Source organism: Pseudomonas arcuscaelestis (assembly GCF_016881005.1).
In the GTDB taxonomy this organism is placed as follows: domain Bacteria; phylum Pseudomonadota; class Gammaproteobacteria; order Pseudomonadales; family Pseudomonadaceae; genus Aquipseudomonas; species Aquipseudomonas arcuscaelestis.
In genome coordinates, this window is record NZ_JACOPV010000004.1 from 432426 (window position 1) to 456196 (window position 23771).

A 23771-nucleotide genomic window follows, 5' to 3' on the forward strand; every position below is an offset into this window, starting at 1 on the left:
TGTGATTCGAGTTCTGGTTGCCGAAGACCACACCATTGTCCGTGAAGGCATCAAGCAGCTGATTGGTCTGGCCAAGGACATGCAGGTAGCAGGGGAGGCCGCTAACGGTGAGCAACTGCTGGAGACCCTGCGTCATACCGACTGTGAAGTCGTGCTGTTGGATATTTCCATGCCGGGGGTCAATGGGCTTGAGGCGATTCCGCGTATACGTGCGTTACACAATCCCCCAGCGATCCTGGTGCTGTCGATGCACGACGAAGCCCAGATGGCGGCGCGGGCGTTGAAGGTCGGTGCCGCAGGCTACGCCACCAAGGACAGCGACCCGGCCCTGCTGCTGACCGCGATTCGACGGGTCGCTGGGGGCGGGCGGTACATCGATCCGGACCTGGCCGACCGTATGGTCTTCGAAGTCGGATTGACTGACTCCCGGCCGTTGCACTCTCTGCTGTCGGAGCGAGAGTTCTCGGTATTCGAGCGCTTGGCCCAGGGCGCTAACGTCAACGACATCGCCCAGCAACTGGCGTTAAGCAACAAGACCATCAGCACCCATAAGGCGCGTCTGATGCAGAAGCTCAATGTGAACTCGCTGGCAGAACTGGTGAAGTACGCCATGGAGCATAAGTTGCTCTGAGTGTTCCAGAAGCGACGCTGTGTCTACTGAACCGCGGGGCCAGCCCGCTCCTACAAATCGGCTGTTGTGGGAGCGGGCCTGCCCCGCGATAGTTTCTATTTCACTGGCACATATCCAAAAACGCCATCTTTGTAGGGCAATCCCTACCCCAGCCCTTCCATCTTGCTGATGGAAATCTCTCCTGAGTGCCGATTTGCGGCCGTCGGTCCCTTCACTAGGCTGTGAACACGGCAGTCATCCAACAAGAAGGTACAGGTATGAGTGAGGTGAATTCGAGCGCTGCAGCCGGCGAAGTGCTGGTCAGCTTCCGTGGTGTGCAGAAGAGCTACGACGGCGAATCGCTGATCGTCAAAGACCTCAACCTGGATATTCGCAAAGGCGAGTTCCTCACCTTGCTCGGTCCCTCCGGCTCCGGCAAGACCACCAGCCTGATGATGCTCGCAGGTTTTGAAACGCCCACCGCCGGTGAAATCCAGCTGGCAGGCCGCTCAATCAATAACGTGCCGCCGCACAAGCGCGACATCGGCATGGTGTTCCAGAATTACGCATTGTTTCCGCACATGACCGTGGCTGAGAACCTGGCCTTCCCGTTGAGTGTGCGTAACTTGAGCAAAACCGACATCAGCGAACGCGTCAAACGCGTGCTGAACATGGTTCAGCTTGACGCCTTCGCCAAGCGCTACCCCGGTCAACTGTCGGGTGGCCAGCAACAGCGTGTGGCCCTGGCCCGTGCGCTGGTGTTCGAACCGCAATTGGTATTGATGGATGAGCCGCTGGGTGCGCTCGACAAACAACTGCGTGAACACATGCAGATGGAGATCAAGCACCTTCACCAGCGCCTCGGCGTCACTGTGGTGTATGTGACCCATGATCAGGGCGAAGCGCTGACCATGTCCGATCGCGTAGCGGTGTTCCATCAAGGTGAGATTCAACAGATCGCCGATCCGCGCACCCTTTATGAAGAGCCGAAAAACACCTTCGTCGCCAACTTCATTGGTGAAAACAACCGTATCAATGGCCGGCTGATCAGTCAGGACGGTGAGCGTTGCCTGGTGCAGCTTCCTCGTGGCGAGAAGGTCGAAGCGCTGGCCGTGAACGTCGGTCAGAGCGGTGAGCCCGTGACCCTTTCCATTCGTCCCGAGCGCGTACGCCTGAACGGTCATAGCGAGAGCTGTGTTAACCGGTTCTCTGGTCGGGTAGCCGAATTCATCTACCTGGGCGACCACGTACGGGTTCGTCTGGAAGTGTGCGGAAAGGCCGATTTCTTTGTGAAACAGCCTATTGCCGAGCTCGATCCGGCCCTGGCCGTAGGCGATGTGGTACCGCTTGGCTGGGAAGTGGAGCACGCCCGCGCGCTTGATCCGATTCTGGAAGCCAATTGAAGGTTTGCTTCACCAACCCTGTACTGTGGAGAGAATAATAATGCTCAAACACTTGAAGTTGACCGCTCTGACGCTGGGGCTGTTTGCAGCGGGCCAGGCCATGGCCGCGGCTGATCTGACCGTGATCTCTTTTGGTGGCGCCAACAAGGCCGCCCAGACCAAGGCATTCTACGAGCCTTGGGAAAAAGCGGGCAGCGGCAAGATCGTTGCTGGCGAATACAACGGTGAAATGGCCAAGATCAAAGCCATGGTCGACACCAAAAGCGTGTCCTGGAACCTGGTTGAAGTCGAGTCTCCAGAGCTGGCCCGCGGTTGTGATGAGGGAATGTTCGAAGAACTCGATCCGGCGCTGTTCGGTGACGAGGCAGATTTTGTTCCAGGTGCGATTCAACCCTGTGGCGTCGGCTTCTTCGTTTGGTCCACCGTCATGGCCTACAACGCGGACAAACTGAAAACCGCTCCGACCAGTTGGGCCGATTTCTGGGACACCAAGCAGTTCCCGGGCAAGCGTGGGCTGCGCAAGGGCGCCAAGTACACCTTGGAGTTTGCCTTGATGGCTGACGGCGTTGCGCCAAAAGATGTCTACAAGGTGCTCGGTACCAAGGAAGGCCAGGACCGTGCCTTCAAGAAACTCGACGAGCTCAAGCCAAGCATTCAGTGGTGGGAAGCAGGTGCGCAGCCGCCTCAGTATCTGGCCTCGGGTGATGTGGTCATGAGCTCGGCCTATAACGGCCGAATCGCCGCCGTGCAGAAAGAAAGCAACCTGAAAGTGGTGTGGAACGGTGGCATCTACGACTTCGATGCCTGGGCCATCCCAAAAGGTGCGAAGAACGCTGAAGATGCGAAGAAATTCATCGCCTTCTCGGTCAAGCCTGAGCAACAGAAGACCTACTCGCAAAACATTGCCTATGGTCCGGCCAACTCCAAAGCGGTGAGCCTGCTTTCCGACGAGGTCAAGAAAGACATGCCGACCACCCCGGAAAACATCGCCAACCAGGTGCAGATCGATGTCACCTTCTGGGCTGACAACAGTGAGCAGCTGGAGCAACGCTTCAACGCCTGGGCTGCCAAGTAAGGTCGGCTGATGAAGCGTCGGCCTGTTGCCGACGCTTCCTGTTCTCAAGATTTCGGAGTTCGCTATGGCCATCGCAGTGCCCCTGAATGAAGGCGCCGGTTCCACCCTCAAGCAGCGTCTGGCGCGTGCCGAGCGGGTCAACCGCTGGAAGGCGCAAGCCCTGATCGCACCGCTGGCGCTGTTCCTGCTCCTGGTTTTTCTGGTGCCCATCGCCGCGCTGCTCTACAAGAGTGTCGGTAACCCGGAAGTTGTCAATGGCTTGCCGCAGACCGTTGCAGCAGTTGAGCAATGGGACGGCAAAGGACTGCCGGGTGAGTCGGTGTACAAGGCATTGAGTGAAGACCTGGGCCAGGCGCGGAAGAACCAGACCCTTGGCGATACGTCCAAACGACTTAACATGGAGCTGGCCGGCTATCGCAGCCTGCTGGCGAAAACTGCCCGAGCTTTGCCATTCAAGACCGAGCCGGCTTCGTATAAAGAAGCGCTGCAGGAGTTGGACGAGCGTTGGGGCGATCCGGCCTATTGGCAGGCAATTCGCCGTAACACCAGTAGCGTCACACCATTCTATCTGCTGGCGTCGGTGGACCACCGCATCGACGACCTTGGCGAGTTGGCCAAGGCTACGCCGGACCAGTCCATCTACCTGGATATTTTCACCCGCACCCTGTGGATGGGCTTCGTTATCACTGCACTCTGCCTGGTATTGGCTTATCCGTTGGCGTACTTGCTCGCCAACCTGCCGACCCGGCAAAGCAACTTGTTGATGATTCTGGTGCTGCTGCCGTTCTGGACATCGATCCTTGTGCGAGTTGCGGCCTGGATCGTGCTGCTGCAGTCAGGTGGCCTGATCAATAGTGCGTTGATGGCCCTGGGTATCATCGACAAACCACTGGAGCTGGTGTTCAACCGTACCGGTGTGTACATCTCCATGGTTCATATTCTGCTGCCGTTCATGATTCTGCCGATCTACAGCGTAATGAAAGGGATCTCACCCACGTACATGCGAGCAGCCATCTCTCTGGGATGCCACCCCTTCACCAGTTTCTGGCGGGTGTACTTCCCGCAGACCTATGCAGGTGTAGGTGCGGGCTGTCTGCTGGTGTTCATCCTGGCCATCGGCTACTACATCACCCCGGCGTTGCTCGGCAGTCCAAATGACCAGATGGTCAGCTACTTCGTGGCCTTCTATACCAACACCAGCATCAACTGGGGCATGGCTACTGCGCTGGGCGGCCTATTGCTGCTCGCTACCGTCATTCTGTACCTGATCTATAGCTGGTTGGTCGGCGCCAGCCGTCTGCGCCTGAGCTGAGGAGCGTTGTCATGCTGAGTCCTTACATGTCGCCCGTCGAGCGGGTCTGGTTCTACAGTTTGCGCATCCTTTGCGGGCTGATCCTGTTGTTCCTGGTGTTGCCGGTTCTGGTGATCATTCCGCTGTCTTTCAACTCTGGCAGCTTCCTGGTCTATCCACTGCAAGGTTTTTCCCTGCAGTGGTACCACGACTTCTTCGCCTCGGCCGAGTGGATGCGGGCCTTGAAGAACAGCATCATCGTCGCCCCGGCGGCGACCGTGCTGGCGATGATCTTCGGTACCCTGGCGTCGATCGGCCTGACCCGGGGCGACTTCCCTGGCAAACCGCTGATCATGGCGCTGGTCATTTCACCGATGGTGGTGCCTGTGGTGATCATCGGTGTGGCCAGCTATCTGTTCTTTGCACCGCTGGGCCTGGGCAACAGCTTCATTTCGCTGATTCTGGTGCATGCGGTACTGGGTGTGCCGTTCGTCATCATCACCGTTTCGGCGACGTTGCAGGGCTTCAACTACAACCTTGTGCGTGCGGCAGCCAGCCTCGGCGCCTCGCCTATTACCGCTTTTCGCCGCGTGACCTTGCCGTTGATCGCCCCCGGGGTGATCTCTGGTGCCTTGTTCGCTTTTGCCACTTCGTTCGATGAAGTGGTCGTGACGTTGTTCCTGGCCGGCCCTGAACAGGCGACCTTGCCTCGGCAGATGTTCAGCGGCATCCGCGAGAACCTCAGCCCGACCATCGCCGCGGCGGCGACCCTGTTGATCGCGTTTTCGGTGTTGCTGCTGCTGACCCTCGAATGGCTGCGTGGGCGTAGCGAAAAACTGCGTACTCAGCAGCCTGGCTGACGGTATCGCGTTGCAAGCCCGCTCCCGTTGTGGGAGTGGGCTGCATCTGTCGTACGGTTTGATACCGGTCAGCCGGTGACCGTTTCCCTGAGGTACAATGCGCGCCACCGTGATTCTGCCCTACAGGTGCGCCATGCAGCCCTACGCTATTGCCCCCTCCATTCTTTCTGCCGATTTCGCCCGCCTGGGTGAAGAAGTCGACAATGTGCTGGCCGCTGGTGCCGACATTGTTCACTTCGATGTGATGGACAACCACTACGTTCCCAACCTGACCATCGGCCCTATGGTCTGCACCGCGCTGCGCAAATACGGCGTTACCGCGCCGATTGACGTGCACCTGATGGTCAGCCCGGTTGACCGTATCATCGGCGATTTCATCGAGGCAGGAGCCAGTTTCATTACCTTCCATCCGGAAGCTACCCTGCACATCGATCGTTCACTACAGTTGATTCGTGACGGCGGTTGCAAGGCTGGCCTGGTGTTCAACCCGGCAACCCCGCTCGATTCCCTCAAGTACGTGATGGACAAGGTCGACATGATCCTGTTGATGAGCGTCAACCCAGGCTTTGGCGGTCAGAAATTCATTCCTGGCACACTCGACAAGCTGCGTGAAGCACGTGCGCTGATCGACGCCAGCGGCCGTGATATCCGCCTCGAGATCGACGGCGGAGTGAATGTGAACAACATTCGCGAAATCGCTGCCGCCGGTGCCGATACCTTCGTTGCAGGGTCGGCGATCTTCAATACGCCGGACTACCAGGAGGTTATCGCCAAAATGCGTGCCGAACTGGCCCTGGCTCGCCCATGAGTGGCTTCGAGCAGCTATTCCCCGGGGCGCTGCCCAGGCTGGTGATGTTCGATCTGGACGGTACTCTGATCGATTCGGTTCCAGACCTGGCCGCGGCGGTGGATCGAATGCTGCTCGAAATGGGGCGCAAGCCCGCGGGCCTTGAGGCCGTGCGCCACTGGGTTGGAAACGGTGCCCCGGTGCTTGTGCGCCGGGCCCTGGCGGGCGGCCTGGACTACACCGCCGTCGATGAGGACGAAGCAGAAAAAGGCCTGGAACTGTTCATGCAGGCCTATGCGGACAATCACGAACTGACGGTGGTTTATCCCGGTGTGCGGGACACACTCAAGTGGTTGCATAAGCAGGGCGTGGAAATGGCCCTGATTACCAACAAGCCGGAGCGCTTCGTCGCGCCGTTGCTCGATCAAATGAAGATTGGCCGTTATTTTCGCTGGATCATCGGTGGCGACACCCTGCCACAGAAAAAGCCAGATCCGGCAGCCTTGCTGTTTGTCATGAAAATGGCTGGAGTGTCCGCTGATCAGGCCTTGTTTATCGGCGACTCGCGCAGTGATGTGTTGGCGGCCAAGGCTGCTGGAGTCAAGTGCGTGGGGCTGACCTATGGTTACAACCATGGGCGTCCGATCAGCGATGAAGCCCCTTGCCTGGTTATTGATGATCTGCGCGCACTGTTGCCTGGTTGCTTAGATGCGGCCACTGGGATAACGTTGACGGACGTTCATTCCCCCAAAGATAGAGATTCCATCGTGGCGGTTACCAGCAAACTCTGGATGAAAGTCATCAAGGCCTTGGCCCGTTGGCGTTGGCGCGCCTGACTGTTCCCTGCCGACCCTTGTCGGCCCGTTTGCCTGTCTGACCTATTTGCTGTTTGCCACGAGGCTATCATGACCCGCGAAGAGTTCCTGCGCCTGGCTGCTGCCGGCTACAACCGTATCCCTCTGGCCTGCGAGACGCTGGCCGATTTCGACACGCCGCTGTCGATCTACCTGAAACTGGCTGATCAACCCAATTCCTACTTGCTCGAGTCTGTGCAGGGCGGTGAGAAGTGGGGGCGGTACTCGATTATTGGCTTGCCCTGCCGCACGGTGTTGCGCGTGCATGACCATCAAGTCCGAATCACCCATGATGGCGTAGAGATCGAGCGTCACGATGTGGACGATCCATTGGCCTTTGTCGAGGCCTTCAAGGAACGCTACAACGTGCCGACCATTGCCGGTTTGCCGCGCTTCAACGGTGGCCTGGTGGGTTACTTCGGCTATGACTGTGTACGCTACGTAGAGAAGCGCCTGGGCAAGTGCCCGAATCCTGATCCGCTGGGTGTACCAGACATTTTACTGATGGTTTCCGATGCCGTCGTGGTGTTCGATAACCTGGCGGGCAAGATGCACGCCATTGTGCTGGTCGACCCAGCGCAGGAACAGGCATACGAAAGCGGCCTGCAGCGCCTGGAAGGCTTGCTTGAACAACTGCGTCACCCGATTACGCCGCGTCGGGGCCTGGAGCTGGGTGGTCCGCAAGCTGCTGAGCCGACCTTCCGCTCCAGTTTTACCCAGAGTGACTATGAGCGTGCAGTCGATACCATCAAGGAGTACATCCTGGCGGGCGATTGCATGCAGGTCGTACCGTCCCAACGGATGTCGATCGACTTCAAGGCCGCGCCGATTGATCTCTACCGCGCCCTGCGTTGTTTCAACCCAACACCGTATATGTACTTCTTCAACTTCGGTGATTTCCATGTCGTCGGCAGTTCACCTGAAGTACTGGTAAGGGTCGAAGACAACCTCGTTACTGTTCGTCCCATCGCTGGCACTCGTCCACGTGGTGCAACCGAAGAGGCGGATCGGGCGCTTGAAGAAGACTTGCTGTCGGACGACAAGGAAATCGCCGAGCACCTGATGCTGATTGACCTGGGCCGCAATGATGCTGGCCGGGTGTCGACCACCGGCACTGTGAAGGTCACCGAGAAGATGGTGATCGAGCGTTATTCCAACGTCATGCACATCGTTTCCAACGTTACCGGTGAACTGAAGGAGGGCCTCAGCGCCATGGATGCGCTGCGCGCAATTCTGCCTGCAGGCACTTTGTCCGGGGCGCCAAAGATTCGCGCCATGGAAATCATCGATGAACTTGAGCCGGTCAAGCGCGGCGTATACGGCGGTGCGGTCGGTTACTTTGCCTGGAATGGCAACATGGACACAGCAATCGCGATTCGCACTGCGGTCATCAAGGATGGCGAGCTGCATGTACAGGCCGGTGGCGGCATTGTTGCCGATTCGGTACCTGCACTGGAATGGGAAGAGACCATCAACAAGCGCCGGGCAATGTTCCGGGCCGTAGCGCTGGCGGAACAGACGCCACGCAGCTAATCAAAATCGCGGCGCCCCAAGCGCGCCGCCTAGCGCCTGTACACCCGGCGAAATTGATTCTAGAGGTTGAACCCAGATGCTACTGATGATCGACAACTATGACTCCTTCACCTACAACGTCGTGCAGTACCTTGGCGAGTTGGGTGCGGAGGTCAAGGTCATTCGCAATGATGAGCTGAGCATTGCTCAAATCGAAGCCCTGAACCCCGAGCGCATAGTGGTTTCGCCCGGCCCCTGCACGCCGACCGAAGCCGGTGTCTCCATCGAAGCCATTTTGCACTTTGCGGGCAAACTGCCGATTCTCGGCGTATGCCTGGGTCACCAGTCTATTGGCCAGGCCTTTGGTGGAGATGTAGTGCGTGCCCGCCAGGTAATGCACGGCAAGACCAGCCCGGTTTTGCACAAGGATCTTGGCGTATTTGCAGGCCTGAACAATCCGTTGACCGTAACCCGCTACCATTCATTGGTGGTCAAGCGCGAAACCCTGCCCGAGTGCCTTGAGCCCACCGCCTGGACTGCACTGGAAGATGGCTCGATAGACGAGATCATGGGCTTGCGACACAAGACACTGAATATAGAAGGGGTGCAATTCCACCCTGAGTCGATTCTTACCGAGCAGGGCCACGAGCTGTTCGCCAACTTCCTCAAACAGACCGGCGGCCACCGCTAAGGAACGATCATGGATATCAAGAGCGCCCTTGGCCGTATTGTCGGTCATCTGGATTTGAGCACCGAAGAGATGCGCGACGTAATGCGCGAAATCATGACTGGCCAGTGCAGCGAAGCGCAGATCGGCGCGTTCATGATGGGCATGCGCATGAAGAGCGAAAGCATCGACGAAATCGTTGGTGCGGTCTCGGTCATGCGTGAGCTGGCGGATAAGGTTGAGCTCAATACGCTCGACCAAGTGGTTGATGTTGTGGGTACCGGTGGCGACGGTGCGAATATCTTCAACGTATCTACAGCTTCAGCTTTTGTTGTTGCCGCTGCCGGCTGCACGGTGGCCAAGCATGGTAACCGTGCTGTTTCTGGAAAGAGCGGCAGTGCTGACCTGCTTGAGGCCGCTGGCATCTACCTGAACCTGACGCCGGTGCAGGTTGCTCGTTGTATCGACAGCGTCGGTATTGGTTTCATGTTCGCCCAGACCCACCACAAAGCAATGAAATATGCCGCTGCGCCGCGCCGCGACCTGGGCCTGCGTACGCTTTTCAACATGCTTGGCCCGCTTACGAATCCGGCCGGTGTGAAGCATCAGGTGGTCGGCGTATTTACCCAGGCGCTGTGTCGGCCGCTGGCCGAAGTGTTGCAGCGCCTGGGCAGTAAGCATGTCCTGGTGGTGCACTCCAAGGACGGCCTGGACGAATTCAGTCTGGCCGCCCCAACCTTCGTTGCCGAACTCAGGAATGACCAAATTACCGAGTATTGGGTAGAGCCCGAAGATCTTGGTATGAGAAGCCAAAGCCTGCATGGCCTGGCAGTGGAAAGTCCGGAAAAATCCCTGGAATTGATCCGCGACGCGTTGGGACGCCGCAAGACCGAGAACGGGCAAAAGGCTGCGGAAATGATCGTGCTTAACGCCGGCGCCGCGTTGTATGCCGCCGACCATGTCATGAGCCTCAAGCAAGGTGTCGAGCTGGCCCATGACGCACTGCATACTGGGCTTGCTCGGGAAAAACTCGAAGAACTGGGCGCTTTCACCGCCGTATTCAAGTTGGAGAATGAAGGATGAGTGTACCGACGGTTCTGGAAAACATCCTGGCGCGCAAAGTTCAGGAAGTCGCTGAGCGCAGTGCGCGAGTCAGCCTGGCCGAGCTTGAGCGCCTTGCCTGCGCTGCGGATGCACCGCGCGGCTTTGCCAATGCACTGATCGAACAGGCCAAGCGCAAGCAGCCGGCAGTCATCGCCGAGATCAAGAAAGCTTCTCCGAGCAAGGGTGTTATCCGGGAGAACTTTGCGCCCGCTGACATTGCAGTCAGCTATGAGAAGGGCGGTGCGACCTGCCTGTCGGTGCTGACAGACGTCGACTACTTCCAGGGTGCCGACGTTTACCTGCAGCAGGCTCGCGCAGCTTGCAAGTTGCCGGTGATCCGCAAGGACTTCATGATCGATCCTTACCAGATCGTTGAAGCGCGTGCCCTGGGCGCAGATTGTGTGTTGTTGATCGTTTCGGCGCTCGATGATGTGAAGATGGCCGAGCTGGCCGCAACTGCGAAAAGTGTCGGCCTCGATGTACTGGTTGAAGTCCACGATGGCGATGAGCTGGAGCGGGCACTGAAAACCCTCGACACTCCGCTGGTCGGCGTAAACAACCGTAACCTGCATACTTTTGAGGTCAGCTTGGAAACCACGCTCGACCTGCTGCCGCGAATCCCTCGCGATCGTCTGGCCATTACCGAAAGCGGTATCCTCAATCGCGCGGATGTCGAGTTAATGGAAATCAACGAGGTGTACTCGTTCCTGGTCGGTGAAGCCTTCATGCGTGCCGAGCATCCGGGATTGGAGCTGCAACGTCTGTTCTTCCCTGAGCGCGCGGTGCAGAACCTGGTACCAGGACTGGACTGATTCGACACTGAAGCCGGCAATTGCCGGCTTTTTTGTATCTCTAAGGTTATTCCGATGACTGATCAAATAATGGATGTGACTGTCGAGGCGGGGCTGCAGGCCGAGCAGCAATTGCTGGCGGCGGTGTGCAAGGGTGAACGCGATTACGGTTTATTGTTTTGGCGCCCAACCGATCGTGCGCTGGTGATGCCGCGCCGCATGAGTCGCCTTGAGGGTTTTGAGGCGGCCTGCGCAGAACTTGCGATTGCTGGGTGGCCGGTCCTGTTGCGCGAGACCGGCGGCGAGCCAGTGCCGCAGTCACCAGCAGTGATCAATATTGCCCTGATCTACGTGGCGCCGCGTAGTGAAGGCGATCATGGCCGCATCGAGAACGCTTACGAGCGATTGTGCCTGCCCCTATGTGAGGTACTGCGCGAATGGGGTGGATTGGCATCGGTAGGCGAGATCGAAGGCGCATTTTGTGATGGCCGCTACAACGTTAACCTGAACGGTCGCAAGTTGGTTGGCACTGCCCAGCGCTGGCGCCAGGGGCTGGGCGGCAAGCGGCCGGTGGTGCTGGTGCACGGGGCCTTGTTGCTCGATAACGAACGCGAGTCGATGGTGGCTGCGGTCAATCGCTTCAATGAATGCTGTGAGCTGGAACAGCGATGCCTTGCCGACAGTCACATTGCCCTGCATGAAGTAGTGCCTGATGCACCTTTGCTTGAACGTCTTGGCCAGGCCTACACCCATGTGATCGAAGGTATCGCACGCGACTAGCGAGTGCCGAAAACCACCATCGTTTTTCCTTTGACGTGAACCAGGCTGCGTTCTTCAAGATCTTTGAGCACGCGGCCGACCATCTCCCTTGAACAGCCTACGATGCGACCTATCTCTTGGCGGGTGATCTTGATCTGCATGCCATCTGGGTGAGTCATTGCGTCGGGTTGCTTACACAGTTCCAACAAGCAGCGGGCCACGCGCCCAGTAACATCGAAGAACGCCAGGTCACCCACCTTGCGCGTGGTGTTGCGCAGGCGCTGTGCCATTTGACTGCCCAAGGCATAAAGGATGTCGGTGTCCTGGCGGGCCAGTTCGCGGAATTTTTCGTAGCTGATCTCGGCAACTTCACATTCACTCTTTGCTCGCACCCAGGCACTGCGAGGTTGTTCCTGACCAACCGGCTCGAACAAACCCAACTCACCGAAAAAATCGCCACTGTTGAGGTAAGCAATGATCATTTCATGGCCATCGTCGTCTTCGATCATGATCGTTACCGACCCTTTGACGATAAACGACAACGTATCGGATTTGTCTCCTGCGCAAATGATATTGCTTTTGGCTGCAAAACGGCGGCGCTGACAATGAGCGAGCAACTTGTCGATGTTTTTGATCTTGGCTGGAAGGGCTGAGGCAACCATGGCTGAATCCCGGTAAGAGGCGACGCTTGTGTACTTTTATAGGTAGTCTGGCGGCGCGCGCCAGTGATTTGGCGCCAGCTTATCAGACACTTGTTGTTGTATCGGCAGATTTACTCTGATGCTTGAGCTTTTCCGCGAGCCCTTCTGGGTCTAAGCTGGCAGCCTTTTTCAAACAAGGGAGTCCGGAAGATGAAGGCGCGTATCCAGTGGGCAGGTGAAGCCATGTTTCTGGGCGAATCGGGTAGCGGTCATGTCGTAGTGATGGACGGACCACCTGAGGCTGGCGGTCGCAATCTAGGTGTGCGGCCCATGGAAATGCTTTTGCTGGGGCTCGGTGGCTGCAGCAACTTTGATGTCGTCAGCATTCTGAAAAAATCCCGGCAGGCCGTGGAAAGCTGCGAAGCTTTCCTGGAGGCCGAGCGCGCCAGCGAGGATCCGAAGGTCTTTACCAAGATCCACCTGAACTTCGTGGTCAAGGGCCGCGGACTCAAGGATGCCCAAGTGAAGCGTGCCGTGGAGCTTTCGGCGGAGAAGTACTGCTCTGCATCGATCATGCTTGGTCGAGCGGGTGTCGAAATCACCCACAGCTACGAGATTGTCGAACTCGGTTAAAACGCTCCCGCTCCCTTGGGTGAACTCAACCACTGTGGGAGCGGGCTTGCCCCGCAATCCGCCGCGTCTCCAGATCCATTGTCAAAGCCAATCATCGAGACGTCAACGACGCAGGGCTGGCAAGAATTGCAGCAGGCTATCAGGCATCAATGCACGAAGCCGAACGCTCAAGGCCTCTCGATGTTTTTGGTAAAACACACCCAAAGCAATCACACCCAGCCCGATCAAGGTCAGTACCACTGGAAACAGCAGTGACTCGGCAAATACGTCGTACGACAGGTAGCCCAGGTACGCCGCCACGCCCATGGCGCCAAAGACCATGAACATCGCTCTGCGCAACAACACCGCCAATGCCATCAGGCCTAGATTGATCAGGCAATAAAGCGCTTTGCTCAATTCACTGTCGCTTTCCATCATGCTCAGCCCCAACCAGAACGCCAGCAGTCCAGCCAAGTAGCCCCAAAAGGCATAGTCCTGGCGGGTGCGTCCATCGATCAGTAGAAAGACCAGGAGCACTGCGAGGCCGAACCATAGCGACACCGTGAGCCGTTGGTCCCAATCGAAGCTGTCACCGTAGAACCACTCGCTCAGATCCATGGACATGAACCATAGCGCCCCGGCAATTGGCATGATGATAAAAGGGAAGGGGATCAGGCGTAGCATCAGCAGGCCAGCAACAACCGTAGCTGCCTCCATGAGCAGCCAGCCGCCCTGCACGTAGGTGTAGTAGTTGTGATACTTGCTTTGCGTGTCTTCCAGTGGCCAGAAGCCCGTCAGGCGCTCTATAGCAAACACAGCCAGCGGCACGATACTCACGGCTACCGCGCCGAGTACGCCGGCGGGGACGATTTGACCGCGGCGCTGCATAAGCAGGCCGACCAAGGTAAAACCACCAATATAGATCAGCGCAATCAGCAATAGTGCGCTGTCACCGACGCGCATCCAGGCTTCGCTGAGTAGCCAGCCCATGGCGCCCATTATCAGCAAGGCACCGAAATAGAAGGCAATATGGGCCAGTTGAAAGCTGGCCTGCGTTGCAGGCTGGCGCTTGAGGAAGTCGAGTAGGGCTTTATCCTGGCCCGGGTTCAGAACGCCTGCGCTAACAGCGCGGGCCAGGTCCTTGGCATCGAAGCGTTCTGCCATAGTGTGTCCTAGATACGGTAGGTGCTCTTGGTCATGACCTTGGCCATCAGGCTCATGCCAAAACGCACGGGGGCAGGGAAACGGAAACCGCCGGCTTCCAGTGCTGACTCCGCGTGCTGTTCTTCGTCGACACGCATTTGCTCAAGAATAGCCCGGGATTTTTCGTCCTCGGCCGGAATCTGCTCCAGATGCTCGTCCAGATGCTTGCACACCTGGTGCTCGGTGGCTGCAACGAAACCGAGGCTGACTTTGTCGCTGACCAGACCGGCCAGCGCTCCAATACCGAACGACATGCCGTAGAACAGTGGGTTGAGTACGCTCGGATGGCTGCCAAGCTGACGGATGCGTTGTTCACACCAAGCCAGGTGGTCGATCTCTTCTTCAGCGGCGTGCTCCATGGCCTTGCGCACTTGTGGCAGTTTGGCGGTCAAGGCTTGACCCTGATACAGCGCCTGCGCACAGACTTCGCCAGTATGGTTGATACGCATCAACCCGGCGACATGGCGGGTTTGGGTATCGTCCAGGCTTGCATCCGGCTGGATGATTGCCGGTGACGGGCGGGATGGTTGGCCGCTGAAGGGCAGCAAGGTACGCATGGCAGTATCGGCCTGCAGCAACAAGCGGTCGAGCGGCGAATAGTGACGTTCGGTAGCCATCGGGCACCTCCGCAAGAATGTGCCCGATAGTTTACCGCAATCGAGATGATCGTTCTTGTTCTGGATCAGCCCGGCGGCCAATGCATTTGGCGTTGGCCAAGCACATGCATATGAATGTGGTAAACAGTCTGGCCACCCAGCTCGTTGCAGTTCATGACTACGCGAAAGCCGTCTTCACAGCCCTGCTCTTTGGCCAGCCGCTGGGCGGTGAACAGAATGTGTCCGGCCAGGGCCTTGTCGTCCTCGGTAAGGTCGTTGAGGGTGCGAATCGGCTTTTTCGGAATGACCAGAAAATGCACGGGTGCCTGCGGGGCGATATCGTGGAAGGCCAGAACCTGGTCGTCCTCGTAGATGATCTTGGCCGGGATTTCCCGGTTGATGATCTTGGTGAACAGAGTTTCCACTACGGTTGCTCCATGTTAGGGGTCGTGCCTGAGTGTACTCAGGCTGGGAGCCGGCGCCCAGCCCTGTGCGCTCAGCGTGGGCTATAGGCCTGATTGATGGCACCGGTCAGCTTGCGTGTGATCCAGCGCGACAAAAGGCGCGGCGCGAAGGCCAGCCAGCGGTTGCGTCGACCTGGAATGATCAGTGCGCGATTTTTGTCCAGGGCGCGTACGGTATGCAGCGCTACCTCTTCGGGGCTTAGGGCCCGATGGCCCTTTTCCAGGCGAGGAACTCGACGTAACGGTGAGCGCACTGGGCCTGGGCACAATACCGAGACTTTTATTCCCGTACGTCTGAGCTCTTCGCGAAGACCTTCGGAGAAGTGCAGTACATAGGCTTTGCTTGCTGCGTAGCTGCTCATCCATGGGCCAGGAGCAAAGGCTGCCAGAGATGCAACATTGAGGATTTGTCCGCCGCCTTGTACGGCCATTGCATTGCCCAAGGCGTGGCAAAGGCGGGTCAGGGCGAGGATGTTTACCTCAATCAGGTCTTGCTCGTCTCCCCATTCCTGAGCCAGGAACGGTCCGTAGGTGCGAATGCCCGCACAATTGACCAGCAGGTCGATGTATCGCTCGCTTTCTTCAAGTTCCAGTAGAAATCCAGATAAGCGCAAAGGTTCGCCCAGATCACAGGCGCGAAACAGCACTTCAACACCAAAGCGTTGAGTCAGCTCGATAGCGATGCTTTCCAACGGGTCACGTTGGCGGGCCACCAGAATCAGATTGCGTCCCCGACGTGCCAGCGCCTCGGCCAGTGCCAGGCCGAGGCCGCTGGAAGCACCGGTGATCATGGCGTAACGGGTCATGCAATTCTCCAGGCGGGAAGGGGTAAAAGGTCAAGTTTACAGGCGTCCGGCAGGCCAGCGCTGGCCAAGGGCTACGGCTGAACATTGCGCCTGGCGATACTCGGCATCCAAGCGGGTTATCAGCTGCTCTACCGAGCAAAGCGCGTCAATGGTGCCGACGCCTTGTCCTGCAGACCAGACGGTCTTCCAGGCCTTGGCTTCGTCATCGATGGGTTTGAGCTTGATTTCTGTATGGCTGCGCAGTGCTGCCATGTCGAAGCCGGCGTTTTCCAGGCTTTGGCGTATAAAACTGGCAGGCACCCCGGAAACTGCAGCGGTGTGGATAATATCGGCTGCCTTAGCCTGTAGCACCATTTCTTTGTAGGGGCCTGAAGCATGGCTTTCATGGGTGGCAATGAATCGGGTTCCCAAATAGGCGAGGTCCGCGCCAAGCAATTGGGCGGCGAGGATTTCATGGCCATGATTAATGCTGCCGGCAAGCAACAGCGTTTTATCGAAGAACTGCCGGATTTCGGCGACCAGGGCGAACGGGCTCCAGGTGCCTGCGTGGCCACCAGCGCCCGCTGCGACGGCAATCAATCCATCGACCCCAGCTTCTGCGGCTTTCTCGGCGTGGCGCCGTGTAGTTACGTCATGAAACACCAAGCCGCCATAGCTGTGCACTGCATCGACGATCTCCTTTACTGCACCGAGGCTGGTGATCACGATCGGTACCTTGTGTTCAACACATAGCGCCAGGTCCGCCTGCAGGCGTGGGTTGCTTTGATGCACGATCAAATTGACTGCATAGGGTGCGGGGTTCTTCAGTATTACCAAGCCCGCTTCGATCTCCTCCAGCCAGACCTTGAAACCATTGCTGTCACGCTGGTTCAGCGCAGGAAAACTGCCAATAACGCCATTGGCGCAACAGGCCAGTACCAATTGCGGGTTGGAGATCAGAAACATCGGCGCCGCCACTACTGGCAGACGCAGACGTTGGTCGAGCTGTGCAGGCAGGGACATGGCAGGTTTCCCGAGGCTGAATAAGGTTTGAGATTAGAACGGTTTGACCACCACCAGAATTACGATGGTCAGTAGGATCAGAACCGGTACTTCGTTGAACCAGCGGTAGAACACATGGCTGCGCGTGTTTTCACCACGGGCGAAGCGTTTGAGTTGCGCGCCACACATGTGGTGGTAACCGATCAATAGAATGACCAGGGTGAGCTTGGCGTGCATCCAGCCTTGGCTGAGAAAGCCTGGCGTCAGGCTCATTAGCCAGATTCCGAAGACCAGGGTGGCGATCATCGACGGAAGCATGATGCCGCGATACAGCTTGCGCTCCATGACGATGAAACGTTCCTGGCTGATGCTGTCCTGGCTTTGCGCGTGGTAGACGAACAAGCGCGGTAGGTAGAACAGCCCGGCAAACCAGCAGACCACGCTGACGATATGCAGCGCTTTGATCCAGAGAAAAAGCATGGAGTTGAGTTCCTTCAGGGTTCACGGTCGTCAGATAGTAGAGGCTAGGCGCCTCGCGGGCCATCTCAACAGTTGTGGGCGTGTTTGCGGCCCCCTATTATCGTGGGCTTTCCTGTTGGTTCGTTGATAAGGGGCACGCGTTATGGTCAAGGTCGGTATCGTTGGCGGCACGGGTTACACCGGCGTCGAGTTGCTGCGTCTGTTGGCACAGCATCCACAAGCGGAAGTGGCGGTAATCACTTCGCGCTCCGAGGCTGGCCTGGCGGTTGCCGACATGTACCCAAACCTGCGCGGCCACTACGACGGCCTGGCTTTCAGTGTGCCAGACGCGAAAACCCTGGCTGCCTGCGACGTCGTATTCTTCGCTACGCCTCATGGTGTCGCTCATGCCCTGGCGGGAGAGTTGCTGGCGGCAGGCACCAAGGTCATCGACCTGTCTGCGGACTTCCGCCTGCAGGATTCTGATGAGTGGGCCAAATGGTACGGCCAGCCCCATGGTGCGCCGGAATTGCTCAAGGATGCCGTCTACGGCTTGCCGGAAGTGAACCGTGAACAGATCCGCCAGGCTCGCCTGATTGCCGTACCGGGTTGCTACCCGACAGCAACTCAGTTGGGCTTCCTGCCGCTGCTGGAGGCCGGCATCGCTGATGCCTCGCGCCTGATTGCCGACTGTAAGTCTGGCGTCAGTGGCGCAGGTCGTGGCGCTGCGGTTGGCTCGCTGTTCTGCGAGGCGGGTGAAAGCATGAAGGCCTACGCGGTCAAAGGGCACCGCCACCTGCCAGAAATTACCCAGGGCCTGCGTCGGGCTGCTGGCGGCGATGTGGGCCTGACCTTCGTGCCGCATCTGACGCCGATGATCCGTGGTATTCACTCCACGCTATACGCGACAGTTGCCGACAGATCGGTCGATCTGCAGGCGCTGTTCGAGAAACGTTATGCCAATGAGCCGTTCGTCGACGTAATGCCTGCTGGTAGCCACCCGGAAACCCGCAGCGTACGCGGTGCCAACGTTTGCCGAATCGCCGTACACCGCCCTCAGGACGGTGACCTGGTCGTGGTTCTTTCGGTAATCGACAACTTGGTCAAAGGCGCATCGGGCCAGGCTGTGCAGAACCTTAATATCCTTTTCGGCCTGGATGAGCGCATGGGGCTTTCTCACGCGGGCCTGCTGCCTTAAACCTCTAGCTGCAAGCTGTAGTGAGCGACCTGTACGGTCGCCTTATTGCTTGCAGCTTGCCCCTTGCAGCTTTTGTATTGTTGACCGATTTTCTCGGAGAAGCGGATAATGCGCACCATCACGCATTATGGCGGCATAGCGCCGGGAGATAGTCAGCATGAGCGTAGAATCCTTCACCCCTGTAGCTTTGCAGTTCACTGAGGGTGCAGCTCACAAGGTGAAGACCCTGGTCGATGAAGAAGGCAATGATCGCCTGAAGTTGCGAGTATTCGTAACAGGTGGTGGTTGCTCGGGTTTTCAATATGGTTTTACTTTCGATGAAGATGTCGCTGAAGACGACACCATCGTCGAACGCGAAGGTGTTGCCCTGGTGGTCGACCCAATGAGTTTCCAGTACCTGGCAGGAGCCGAAGTGGATTACCAGGAAGGCCTGGAAGGCTCGCGTTTCGTTATCAAGAACCCGAACGCCAGCACCACCTGTGGTTGCGGCTCGTCGTTCTCGATTTGATCGCTAGGTAAGTGAGTATTTGCAAACGCCGCGCACAAGCGCGGCGTTTTGCCATGTGCCTCAGGCTGGGTAGATGGCGCCCAGCACTCTTGCTCCACGGGCGCCGGTAACGCTGGGGCGATTGGCAGGTATGCCGTGGAGGCAGCAATGCGCCAGCCAGGCGAATGCCATCGCTTCAACCCAGTCTGGATCTACACCGTGGGCAGCTGTGCTGCTGACAAGTGCGCCCGGTAGAAGGGCTGCCAGGCGACGCATCAGGGTTGCGTTGTGGGCCCCGCCGCCGCAGACCAGTAGCGCCTGGGTATCTTCCTGTGCTGCTTGCAGCGAGCTGACAATACTGTGAGCAGTCACTTCCAGCAGAGTGGCCTGCACATCGGCATCGGCAATCAGCGGCTGCTTGGCCAGGTGCTGCATCAGCCAAGGCAGGTTGAACACCTCCCTGCCGGTACTTTTCGGGCCAGTGCCGGCGAAAAATGGATCACTCAACAGGCTAACCAGCAGGTTGACATCAACTCGGCCTGTAGCTGCCCAGGCGCCGTCAGCGTCATAGCTGTGGCCTTGCTTCTGCTGAACCCAGGCGTCGAGTAGCACGTTGCCCGGGCCACAATCGAAACCGCTGACAGGTTTGTCTTGTTCGATCAGGCTGAGGTTGCTGAATCCGCCGACATTCAAAACGGCCAGTCGCTGGCCCTGATGCTCGAACAGCGCTTCATGGAACGCAGGAACCAACGGCGCGCCCTGGCCGCCAGCTGCTACATCGCGGCGCCGGAAGTCGCCTACAACGCAGATTCCGGTGAGTTCGGCCAATAAGGCTGGGTTGCCTATTTGTACGGTGAAACCACGTGCAGGCTCATGGCGAATGGTTTGGCCATGGCTGCCAATGGCGCAAACATCAGTCGCCTTTAGGTTCTGGCTATGGAGTAGATCAGCGATACCCTTTGCTGCTAGCTGGACCCATTGCGCTTCTGCCAGCGCGGCGCGGGCAATTTCATCCGGCCCGCTGCTGCACAGGTCCAGGAGATCCTGGCGCAGGCTGGAGGGCATCGGTATGTAATGAGTCGCGAGCAGGCGGGTGTGTTGCTCCTGCTCGATCAAGGCAATGTCCAGGCCATCGAGGCTGGTCCCGGACATCACACCCAGATAAAGAGCCACTGGTTAGCGCTTGTTTGACGCGAGCAAAGTGGCTTTTTCCTGGTTCATACGAGCAACCAGGGGTTGGCTCTGCTGCAGGAAACGCTGACGCTCGGCTTTGGCGATTGGGTCGGCCATTGGCAGCTTTTGTCCCAGCGGATCGACGTGTACGCCGTTAACCTGGAACTCATAGTGCAAATGCGGACCTGTGGACAGGCCAGTGGTGCCGATATAGCCGATGACCTGACCCTGTTTCACAGAGCCGCCGGTCTTCACGCCCTTGGCGAAACCCTGCATATGACCGTAGAGAGTCTGATAGCGATTGCCGTGCTGGATGATGACCGTATTGCCATAACCCCCGCGACGACCTGCCAGCAGTACCTTGCCGTCACCGGCAGCCTTGATTGGCGTGCCTCGTGGCGCTGCGTAGTCAACACCTTTGTGCGCACGGATCTTGTTCAGGATTGGATGTTTGCGACCTGCAGAAAAGCGCGAGCTAATGCGGGCGAAATCAACCGGAGTACGGATGAACGCCTTGCGCATGCTGTTGCCATCAGCTGTGTAGTAATTGGTGTTGCCTTGCTTGTTGGTATAGCGGACTGCAGTGTAGGTCTTGCCGCGGTTGGTAAAGCGCGCGGAAAGAATATTGCCGTTGCCTACCACCTTGCCATTCATGACCTTCTGCTCGTAGATCACATCGAACTCATCGCCCTGACGAATATCCTGAGCAAAGTCAATGTCATAGCCGAAGATCCGCGCCATATCCATGGTCAGGCTGTGGGACAGGCCTGCGCGCTGGCCGGAGGCTGACAATGAGCTCTTGATCACGCCGTGGCTGTAGGCCGAGCGAACTACTGGTTTGCTGACCTCGCGATTGAATGCGTAACCGTTTGCGCTTTTAGTCAGGCTAATGGTTTCCAGGTCGCTGACCTTGCTGCGCAGGCTGCTCAGTTGTCCTGCTTTATCAAGCTCGATCTGCAGTACTTGGCCGCTTTTAAGCTGGCTGAACTGCTTTGCCTGCTTGTTGCTGGTCAGTACTTCGTGAACGGTGGCGGCTGGTAGGCCGACCTTGGCCAATAGGGTCGAAAGCGTGTCGCCGCGGCTAACAGTCAGCTCATGCTGGCCATCATCTTTGGCTGGGGTAGATGCAGCAGCCGGGACCGCCTCGACCTTGGCGGTGTCCTCGGTCGGCGTACTGCTGTTGTCGATTTGGGCGAACGGAGAAGCGGCAGGCGCTTCGACGCTTTGGGTGAGTGGGGCTTCCTGTTCCTGCTTGAGCTGGTCGGCAGGACTTTCAAGCTCGAGGTTCAGGGTGGTTTTCTTGGCTTCCACCTCGCTGGATGGAAACACCAGCAAGGCCAGGCTGAGTAGGGCGGCAATGCCGCTGGCGGCCAACAGGTGGCTCTTCGGATAAAGCGGGGGCGCTTTAGGCGGTTCGTTGGTCATAGATGAATTGACTTTGAAATAGATGAATTGGAAAAGATGAATGACATGATGAAGATGAAATAACTGTATAAAATATAACCAAATCCCTTTCAGCGCAAGCGCGCAGACGTCATCAGTCGGCTACGGGGTCACATCCGGGGCAAAAACTTGTAATTGATGGCTGATCTTGTATGGTTGGGTCCCTTTGAATCTGAGCCTGCGGGTCTGTTATGAAGTCGGTTGAAGAGCAGCTAGCGCTGATCAAACGTGGTGCGGAAGAGGTATTGGTCGAGTCCGAATTGGTCGAGAAGCTCAAGCGTGGGCAGCCACTGCGGATCAAAGCGGGTTTCGACCCTACCGCCCCCGACCTGCACCTGGGGCATACCGTCCTTATTAATAAGCTGCGCCAGTTCCAGGATCTGGGGCATCAGGTGATCTTCCTGATCGGTGACTTCACCGGCATGATTGGTGATCCGAGTGGTAAAAGTGCCACGCGCCCGCCGCTGACTCGCGAGCAGGTGCTCGATAACGCCGAAACCTATAAGCAGCAGGTATTCAAGATTCTTGATCCGGCCAAGACTGAGGTTGCGTTCAACTCTACCTGGATGGACAAGCTCTCGCCTGCAGACTTCATTCGACTGGCCTCGCAATACACCGTGGCGCGCATGCTTGAGCGCGATGACTTCGATAAGCGCTATACCACCAATCAGCCGATTGCTATTCACGAATTCCTCTATCCGTTGGTACAGGGTTATGACTCTGTTGCGCTTAAGGCCGATGTCGAGCTGGGTGGTACCGATCAGAAGTTCAATCTGCTGATGGGGCGCGAGCTGCAACGCTCGTACGGCCAGGAAGCCCAGAACATCGTGACCATGCCGTTGCTCGAAGGCCTGGATGGCGTCAAGAAGATGTCCAAGTCCCTGGGTAATTATGTAGGCATCCAGGAGGCGCCGGGGGTGATGTATAGCAAGCTTGTATCGATTCCCGACACGCTGATGTGGCGCTACTTCGAGTTGTTGAGCTTCCGCTCGATGGAAGAAATCGACGCCTTTCGTGCTGATGTTGCAGCCGGCGCGAACCCGCGTGACATCAAGATCAAGCTGGCCGAAGAGATTGTTGCGCGCTTCCATGGTGAAGAGGCCGCTGTAAATGCCCATCGCGGCGCAGGCAACCGCATGAAGGAAGGCGAGCTGCCGGAGGACCTGCCGGAAGTCGAGGTGCAGGCGAGTGAGGAAATGCCTATCTCCGCTGTCCTTAATAAGGCGGGCTTGGTCAAGAACTCTGCAGCAGCACGCGATCTACTTGCCGCGGGTAGCGTGCGGGTCGATGGTGAGGTAGTTGACCGTGGCTTCGTATTTGCCTTGGGCTCTACCCATGTTTGTCAGGCCGGCAAGAAGGCGTTCGCTCGTATTACCCTCAAAGCTATATAAAGGGCGGCAAGCTTTAAGCGATAAGCTGCAAGAGGAGCATGGTGTTCGCGGTTCTCCTTGCAGCATGCTTCTTATAGTCGAAATGTCCCTCTTGAAACAAAGTTGTAATAAGTCCTTGACGCCCCTGCGGATGTGTCTATAATTCGCCCCACTTCCGGCGTAGTCGGAACGGAAAACTCCTTGAGATTCAATGAGTTAGATGTTTCAGATAGTGCTGGAAGTGCTTCGATCGAAAGATCGGCAGCGGTGAAAAAGGTAGTTGACAGCGAATTGAAACGCTGTAGAATTCGCCTCCCGCTGACGAGAGATCGCAGCGAGTTAAGCGGTTGAAGTTGAAAGAGAAATTCTGAAAAACTTCAAAATAATCGCTTGACACACTTTGAGGAAAGCGTAGAATGCGCGCCTCGGTTGAAGCGAAAGACTTCAGCCAACGCTCTTTAACAATCGAATCAAGCAATTCGTGTGGGTGCTTGTGGATCAGACTGATAGTCAGAAAGATTATCAGCATCACAAGTGACTGCACGAGAAGTCGAAAGACTTCGAATTAGTCATTTGAGATTGCTGAGCCAAGTTTAGGGTTTTCTCAAAACCCAAGCAGTATTGA

The 23771-nt window shown here is 57.4% G+C and carries 25 protein-coding genes; 16 read left to right on the forward strand and 9 right to left on the reverse strand.

All coding sequences use genetic code 11. The features are described from left to right. The first annotated feature begins 1 nt into the window (after position 1). The 12 genes from H8F21_RS08305 to H8F21_RS08360 all read left to right on the forward strand — a co-directional run bounded on the left by H8F21_RS08305 (position 2) and on the right by H8F21_RS08360 (position 11734). Positions 2 to 631: a response regulator gene (locus H8F21_RS08305; RefSeq protein WP_203479843.1), complete on the forward strand. Its 630-nt coding sequence runs from the start codon at positions 2 to 4 to the stop codon at positions 629 to 631. A 257-nt stretch (positions 632 to 888) separates the two neighbouring features. Next, positions 889 to 2013, forward strand: coding sequence for an ABC transporter ATP-binding protein (locus H8F21_RS08310; protein WP_203479842.1), 1125 nt, complete (start codon positions 889 to 891; stop codon positions 2011 to 2013). Positions 2014 to 2053: 40 nt separating this feature from the next. Further along, positions 2054 to 3088: an ABC transporter substrate-binding protein gene (locus H8F21_RS08315; RefSeq protein ID WP_203479841.1), complete on the forward strand. Its 1035-nt coding sequence runs from the start codon at positions 2054 to 2056 to the stop codon at positions 3086 to 3088. A gap of 64 nt (positions 3089 to 3152) precedes the next feature. Next, positions 3153 to 4400 carry an ABC transporter permease gene (locus tag H8F21_RS08320; protein WP_203479840.1) on the forward strand — a complete coding sequence of 416 codons (1248 nt, stop codon included), beginning with the start codon at positions 3153 to 3155 and terminating at the stop codon, positions 4398 to 4400. A gap of 11 nt (positions 4401 to 4411) precedes the next feature. Further along, positions 4412 to 5239, forward strand: a complete 828-nt coding sequence (locus tag H8F21_RS08325; protein WP_203479839.1) for an ABC transporter permease — start codon at positions 4412 to 4414, stop codon at positions 5237 to 5239. Between the two features lie 133 nt (positions 5240 to 5372). Then, positions 5373 to 6047 (forward strand): ribulose-phosphate 3-epimerase, encoded by a 675-nt coding sequence (gene rpe, locus H8F21_RS08330; RefSeq protein ID WP_203479838.1) that lies wholly within the window; start codon positions 5373 to 5375, stop codon positions 6045 to 6047. Next, positions 6044 to 6862: a phosphoglycolate phosphatase gene (locus H8F21_RS08335; protein ID WP_203479837.1), complete on the forward strand. Its 819-nt coding sequence runs from the start codon at positions 6044 to 6046 to the stop codon at positions 6860 to 6862. Before rpe ends, H8F21_RS08335 begins: the two co-directional genes overlap by 4 nt. Positions 6863 to 6931: 69 nt before the next feature. Then, the gene (gene trpE / locus H8F21_RS08340) at positions 6932 to 8413 is read left to right on the forward strand and encodes an anthranilate synthase component I (protein ID WP_203479836.1); all 1482 of its coding nucleotides are present in this window, start codon (positions 6932 to 6934) and stop codon (positions 8411 to 8413) included. A 76-nt stretch (positions 8414 to 8489) separates the two neighbouring features. Further along, entirely contained in the window at positions 8490 to 9083 is a 594-nt protein-coding gene (locus H8F21_RS08345) for an aminodeoxychorismate/anthranilate synthase component II (protein WP_203584208.1), read from the forward strand. 9 nt (positions 9084 to 9092) lie between these two features. Then, positions 9093 to 10142 carry an anthranilate phosphoribosyltransferase gene (gene trpD, locus H8F21_RS08350; RefSeq protein WP_203584209.1) on the forward strand — a complete coding sequence of 350 codons (1050 nt, stop codon included), beginning with the start codon at positions 9093 to 9095 and terminating at the stop codon, positions 10140 to 10142. Continuing rightward, positions 10139 to 10975: an indole-3-glycerol phosphate synthase TrpC gene (gene trpC / locus H8F21_RS08355; protein ID WP_203584210.1), complete on the forward strand. Its 837-nt coding sequence runs from the start codon at positions 10139 to 10141 to the stop codon at positions 10973 to 10975. The genes trpD and trpC overlap by 4 nt, the downstream gene beginning before the upstream one ends. A gap of 54 nt (positions 10976 to 11029) precedes the next feature. Beyond that, positions 11030 to 11734: a lipoate--protein ligase family protein gene (locus H8F21_RS08360; protein WP_203543835.1), complete on the forward strand. Its 705-nt coding sequence runs from the start codon at positions 11030 to 11032 to the stop codon at positions 11732 to 11734. Here the strand turns inward: H8F21_RS08360 and crp are convergent. Then, positions 11731 to 12375, reverse strand: a complete 645-nt coding sequence (gene crp / locus H8F21_RS08365; protein WP_203584211.1) for a cAMP-activated global transcriptional regulator CRP — start codon at positions 12373 to 12375, stop codon at positions 11731 to 11733. The two genes, H8F21_RS08360 and crp, sit on opposite strands and share 4 nt — an antisense overlap. Before the next feature lie 189 nt (positions 12376 to 12564). Here crp and H8F21_RS08370 point away from each other — a divergent pair, with 189 nt between their 5' ends. Continuing rightward, a complete protein-coding gene (locus H8F21_RS08370; RefSeq protein WP_038616192.1) occupies positions 12565 to 12987 on the forward strand; it encodes an OsmC family protein in 423 nt (140 codons plus the stop codon). Between the two features lie 102 nt (positions 12988 to 13089). Here H8F21_RS08370 and H8F21_RS08375 read toward each other — a convergent pair whose 3' ends face one another. The 6 genes from H8F21_RS08375 to hemJ form a co-directional block, all read right to left on the reverse strand. Continuing rightward, positions 13090 to 14130, reverse strand: coding sequence for a DUF2157 domain-containing protein (locus tag H8F21_RS08375; RefSeq protein WP_203479830.1), 1041 nt, complete (start codon positions 14128 to 14130; stop codon positions 13090 to 13092). An 8-nt stretch (positions 14131 to 14138) separates the two neighbouring features. Beyond that, positions 14139 to 14786 (reverse strand): 2-polyprenyl-3-methyl-6-methoxy-1,4-benzoquinone monooxygenase, encoded by a 648-nt coding sequence (gene coq7 / locus H8F21_RS08380; RefSeq protein WP_203479829.1) that lies wholly within the window; start codon positions 14784 to 14786, stop codon positions 14139 to 14141. A gap of 65 nt (positions 14787 to 14851) precedes the next feature. Then, positions 14852 to 15190 carry a histidine triad nucleotide-binding protein gene (locus H8F21_RS08385; RefSeq protein ID WP_136474238.1) on the reverse strand — a complete coding sequence of 113 codons (339 nt, stop codon included), beginning with the start codon at positions 15188 to 15190 and terminating at the stop codon, positions 14852 to 14854. A 71-nt stretch (positions 15191 to 15261) separates the two neighbouring features. Further along, positions 15262 to 16035, reverse strand: a complete 774-nt coding sequence (locus H8F21_RS08390) for an SDR family NAD(P)-dependent oxidoreductase (protein ID WP_203543836.1) — start codon at positions 16033 to 16035, stop codon at positions 15262 to 15264. A gap of 36 nt (positions 16036 to 16071) precedes the next feature. Beyond that, positions 16072 to 17037, reverse strand: coding sequence for an NAD(P)H-dependent flavin oxidoreductase (locus H8F21_RS08395; RefSeq protein ID WP_203584212.1), 966 nt, complete (start codon positions 17035 to 17037; stop codon positions 16072 to 16074). Positions 17038 to 17070: 33 nt separating this feature from the next. Then, entirely contained in the window at positions 17071 to 17496 is a 426-nt protein-coding gene (hemJ, locus tag H8F21_RS08400) for a protoporphyrinogen oxidase HemJ (RefSeq protein WP_203584213.1), read from the reverse strand. Between the two features lie 142 nt (positions 17497 to 17638). On the opposite strand from hemJ, the gene argC reads away from it, so the two are divergent. Further along, on the forward strand, positions 17639 to 18673 hold the full coding sequence (gene argC / locus H8F21_RS08405; RefSeq protein WP_136474242.1) for an N-acetyl-gamma-glutamyl-phosphate reductase: 1035 nt from the start codon (positions 17639 to 17641) through the stop codon (positions 18671 to 18673). 157 nt (positions 18674 to 18830) lie between these two features. Further along, complete coding sequence (erpA, locus tag H8F21_RS08410) at positions 18831 to 19181, forward strand: iron-sulfur cluster insertion protein ErpA (RefSeq protein ID WP_028942121.1); 351 nt, start codon at positions 18831 to 18833, stop codon at positions 19179 to 19181. A 60-nt stretch (positions 19182 to 19241) separates the two neighbouring features. On the opposite strand, the gene H8F21_RS08415 is transcribed toward erpA, so the two are convergent. Both H8F21_RS08415 and H8F21_RS08420 read right to left on the reverse strand, forming a co-directional pair. Continuing rightward, positions 19242 to 20333, reverse strand: coding sequence for an anhydro-N-acetylmuramic acid kinase (locus H8F21_RS08415; RefSeq protein ID WP_203584214.1), 1092 nt, complete (start codon positions 20331 to 20333; stop codon positions 19242 to 19244). A 3-nt stretch (positions 20334 to 20336) separates the two neighbouring features. Beyond that, positions 20337 to 21758, reverse strand: a complete 1422-nt coding sequence (locus H8F21_RS08420) for a peptidoglycan DD-metalloendopeptidase family protein (protein ID WP_203479823.1) — start codon at positions 21756 to 21758, stop codon at positions 20337 to 20339. A gap of 209 nt (positions 21759 to 21967) precedes the next feature. Between H8F21_RS08420 and tyrS the strand changes: the two genes are divergently transcribed. Continuing rightward, positions 21968 to 23167 (forward strand): tyrosine--tRNA ligase, encoded by a 1200-nt coding sequence (gene tyrS, locus H8F21_RS08425; RefSeq protein ID WP_203479822.1) that lies wholly within the window; start codon positions 21968 to 21970, stop codon positions 23165 to 23167. Positions 23168 to 23771 lie beyond the last annotated feature (604 nt).

What these genes read in the sequence shown, in the direction of transcription:
- H8F21_RS08310 (WP_203479842.1), top strand. Translation starts at nt 889, where the DNA reads ATGAGTGAGGTGAATTCGAGCGCTGCAGCCGGCGAAGTGCTGGTCAGC.
- H8F21_RS08315 (WP_203479841.1), top strand. Translation starts at nt 2,054, where the DNA reads ATGCTCAAACACTTGAAGTTGACCGCTCTGACGCTGGGGCTGTTTGCA.
- H8F21_RS08320 (WP_203479840.1), top strand. Translation starts at nt 3,153, where the DNA reads ATGGCCATCGCAGTGCCCCTGAATGAAGGCGCCGGTTCCACCCTCAAG.
- H8F21_RS08325 (WP_203479839.1), top strand. Translation starts at nt 4,412, where the DNA reads ATGCTGAGTCCTTACATGTCGCCCGTCGAGCGGGTCTGGTTCTACAGT.
- rpe (WP_203479838.1), top strand. Translation starts at nt 5,373, where the DNA reads ATGCAGCCCTACGCTATTGCCCCCTCCATTCTTTCTGCCGATTTCGCC.
- H8F21_RS08335 (WP_203479837.1), top strand. Translation starts at nt 6,044, where the DNA reads ATGAGTGGCTTCGAGCAGCTATTCCCCGGGGCGCTGCCCAGGCTGGTG.
- trpE (WP_203479836.1), top strand. Translation starts at nt 6,932, where the DNA reads ATGACCCGCGAAGAGTTCCTGCGCCTGGCTGCTGCCGGCTACAACCGT.
- H8F21_RS08345 (WP_203584208.1), top strand. Translation starts at nt 8,490, where the DNA reads ATGCTACTGATGATCGACAACTATGACTCCTTCACCTACAACGTCGTG.
- trpD (WP_203584209.1), top strand. Translation starts at nt 9,093, where the DNA reads ATGGATATCAAGAGCGCCCTTGGCCGTATTGTCGGTCATCTGGATTTG.
- trpC (WP_203584210.1), top strand. Translation starts at nt 10,139, where the DNA reads ATGAGTGTACCGACGGTTCTGGAAAACATCCTGGCGCGCAAAGTTCAG.
- H8F21_RS08360 (WP_203543835.1), top strand. Translation starts at nt 11,030, where the DNA reads ATGACTGATCAAATAATGGATGTGACTGTCGAGGCGGGGCTGCAGGCC.
- crp (WP_203584211.1), bottom strand. Translation starts at nt 12,375, where the DNA reads ATGGTTGCCTCAGCCCTTCCAGCCAAGATCAAAAACATCGACAAGTTG.
- H8F21_RS08370 (WP_038616192.1), top strand. Translation starts at nt 12,565, where the DNA reads ATGAAGGCGCGTATCCAGTGGGCAGGTGAAGCCATGTTTCTGGGCGAA.
- H8F21_RS08375 (WP_203479830.1), bottom strand. Translation starts at nt 14,130, where the DNA reads ATGGCAGAACGCTTCGATGCCAAGGACCTGGCCCGCGCTGTTAGCGCA.
- coq7 (WP_203479829.1), bottom strand. Translation starts at nt 14,786, where the DNA reads ATGGCTACCGAACGTCACTATTCGCCGCTCGACCGCTTGTTGCTGCAG.
- H8F21_RS08390 (WP_203543836.1), bottom strand. Translation starts at nt 16,035, where the DNA reads ATGACCCGTTACGCCATGATCACCGGTGCTTCCAGCGGCCTCGGCCTG.
- H8F21_RS08395 (WP_203584212.1), bottom strand. Translation starts at nt 17,037, where the DNA reads ATGTCCCTGCCTGCACAGCTCGACCAACGTCTGCGTCTGCCAGTAGTG.
- hemJ (WP_203584213.1), bottom strand. Translation starts at nt 17,496, where the DNA reads ATGCTTTTTCTCTGGATCAAAGCGCTGCATATCGTCAGCGTGGTCTGC.
- argC (WP_136474242.1), top strand. Translation starts at nt 17,639, where the DNA reads ATGGTCAAGGTCGGTATCGTTGGCGGCACGGGTTACACCGGCGTCGAG.
- erpA (WP_028942121.1), top strand. Translation starts at nt 18,831, where the DNA reads ATGAGCGTAGAATCCTTCACCCCTGTAGCTTTGCAGTTCACTGAGGGT.
- H8F21_RS08420 (WP_203479823.1), bottom strand. Translation starts at nt 21,758, where the DNA reads ATGACCAACGAACCGCCTAAAGCGCCCCCGCTTTATCCGAAGAGCCAC.
- tyrS (WP_203479822.1), top strand. Translation starts at nt 21,968, where the DNA reads ATGAAGTCGGTTGAAGAGCAGCTAGCGCTGATCAAACGTGGTGCGGAA.